General features: G+C 38.8%; 3 protein-coding genes and 1 pseudogene. All 4 read left to right on the forward strand.

Annotated features, from left to right (window positions below; translation table 11 throughout):
* The first annotated feature begins 82 nt into the window (after positions 1–82).
* Positions 83–784, forward strand: a complete 702-nt coding sequence (locus C3B52_RS35355; RefSeq protein WP_103110986.1) for a hypothetical protein — start codon at positions 83–85, stop codon at positions 782–784.
* A 30-nt stretch (positions 785–814) separates the two neighbouring features.
* The gene (locus C3B52_RS35360; protein ID WP_103110987.1) at positions 815–1,282 is read left to right on the forward strand and encodes an ABC transporter permease; all 468 of its coding nucleotides are present in this window, start codon (positions 815–817) and stop codon (positions 1,280–1,282) included.
* Between the two features lie 65 nt (positions 1,283–1,347).
* Entirely contained in the window at positions 1,348–1,725 is a 378-nt protein-coding gene (locus tag C3B52_RS35365) for a hypothetical protein (protein ID WP_164685080.1), read from the forward strand.
* A gap of 12 nt (positions 1,726–1,737) precedes the next feature.
* Positions 1,738–2,059, forward strand: a pseudogene (locus C3B52_RS35370) (hypothetical protein); the annotation flags it as partial.

The following is a 2,059-nucleotide window of genomic DNA, read 5'->3' on the forward strand; positions in this document are numbered from 1 at the left end:
TGGGACAACTCACAGGTGATGAGTTAAAAATGGCTGAAGAACGTACAGAGTTGATAATTCCGTCATTAATGATTTAAAGGAGGTGAAAGTACAGAGTAGGGAAGAGGTTATACAAAAAGTTCAAGAATTAACAGCTGGACAAGTTGATCCAGCAACCATTCAAAAGACAGCTGATCGAATCATGAACAAGATGGAATCGATTCAAGGTGAATACTTCCGATGGTGGGAGTTGCTGATCGCGATATTCATGTCAATTACCGGGTACTACATACCGTTATGGATATTAAAATTCCAACGACGAATGAGAGCCATGGAGATGCAAAATGAAGTTGATCAATTCCACGTTTTGATTTCAATTCTAATGCAATTTGATCGGATTTCAGTTGAAACAATTCTCGAATGGATGGAGCAATTCAGCGTAGTATTTAAGCCAGCTCTTAGAAAGTGTCTATTGAACTTTGACAGCGGCGCAGAGCAAGCTTTGCAAACGCTGCGTGAAGAGGCACCGTTCCAGTCATTTGATCGGATCGTAAAGAGATTAATTCGTGCCTATGAAAAAGTATCTGTAGCTGAAGCTTTCGATGATCTTGAAATGGAACAAGAGTATTACGCAAAAGAGAAAGATGAAAGACTGATGCGTCTCATTAAGAAAAAAGCTTCTTGGGCTCAGATTTTGGGATTCGTACCAGGGGCATTACTCATAGGACTTTACCTGGTATTCCCAATGCTTTACATGTCATTTCAGCAACTTACAGTCGTTACTCAACAAATTACGAATTTCTAAATACTTTTTAACTCAAGGGAGAGAATCTTAGTGGAAGAAAATCCGAATATTGGCATGCGCGTTGGCGCAGGTATCTTTTTAACAATTATGATCATTACGATTGTAGTAGGTTTGACACTTGCAGGCCAGGATAGTGCTAAACAGGGTCAAGAGAAAATGACGACAATCACAACAACAATCAGCAGCACAGAATTCAATACGTACGCAAATACCAGAATGACAGGCAGCCAAGTTCTTAATGCTATTCGTCAGTATATGGATCAATCACAATTTGGAATTCAAGTGACCACAGGTAAAGGAACAGTTGATTATTACGGTAATACCTTTAATCCTACAGACGGTACAGTAACTGGTGGCCCAAGTGATAAAAATAAAGATCTAAGACCAGCTGAAGATCCGGCCACATCTTCGTACATTAATCCATCAGGTAAATTCTCTTCAAATATTGTGAGAGATTCGAATGATGTAATTGTAGGAATCGTGTTTAGACAGATGTAACCCAAGGATTCCTTTTCTCCCTTAATTCAGGAGAAAAGGAATCTCAAAAAATGGAGGATTTAATAGTGAATGAATCTCCTAGTTCATTAATGTATATAGCAGCGTGGATCTTGATCATTGTTGTTGCACTCGGATCCGCATCCAATGGAATCACAGCACAAAGTAGGGCTCTGGAAGTAGTAAACCATGAAGTGAAAAAAGATCATCGATTATATATCGACTTCGGATCGGTTGAAGAGGAGACCTATACAGGAGCTGAAGTACTCCAAACCATAAAAAACATGAAAGCCATCGATGCAGATGTTCAAGTCGGATCTAGTTTTTTCACTAAAGATTATGATGTGGAGACCATTGATGTTTCGATGATTGACCTTCAAAAATCGTACAAGGTGAAATTCATCCGAAATGCTGCAGGCAGTGTTACAACCATTAAATTTACATAGGAGGGAATATGGTTGGAATCGCCTTTATCTAAGATCGTAGCTGTACTTATTGCCATAGTACTGATATTCATATACCCCAATTATCAAGCGTCTGAACGGCAAGATGATTTATCTCAAATTGTAGCTCATAGTGCAGTGACCGAATTTGTTGATTCAGTTAGAACCAAGGGATATATTACACCGACAATGTATCAGCAGTTCAATGATCAAATTTCAGCGACCGGGAATGTCTTTGATATTGAAATGGAACATGAGCACAAAAAATATTTTCCGGTATATACCGATCCAGCAAACCCAAATACATTCCAAGGTACTTTTATAACCGACACTGAAA

Origin of the sequence: Brevibacillus reuszeri, assembly GCF_002897295.1 — a bacterium.
Taxonomy (GTDB): domain Bacteria; phylum Bacillota; class Bacilli; order Brevibacillales; family Brevibacillaceae; genus Brevibacillus; species Brevibacillus reuszeri_A.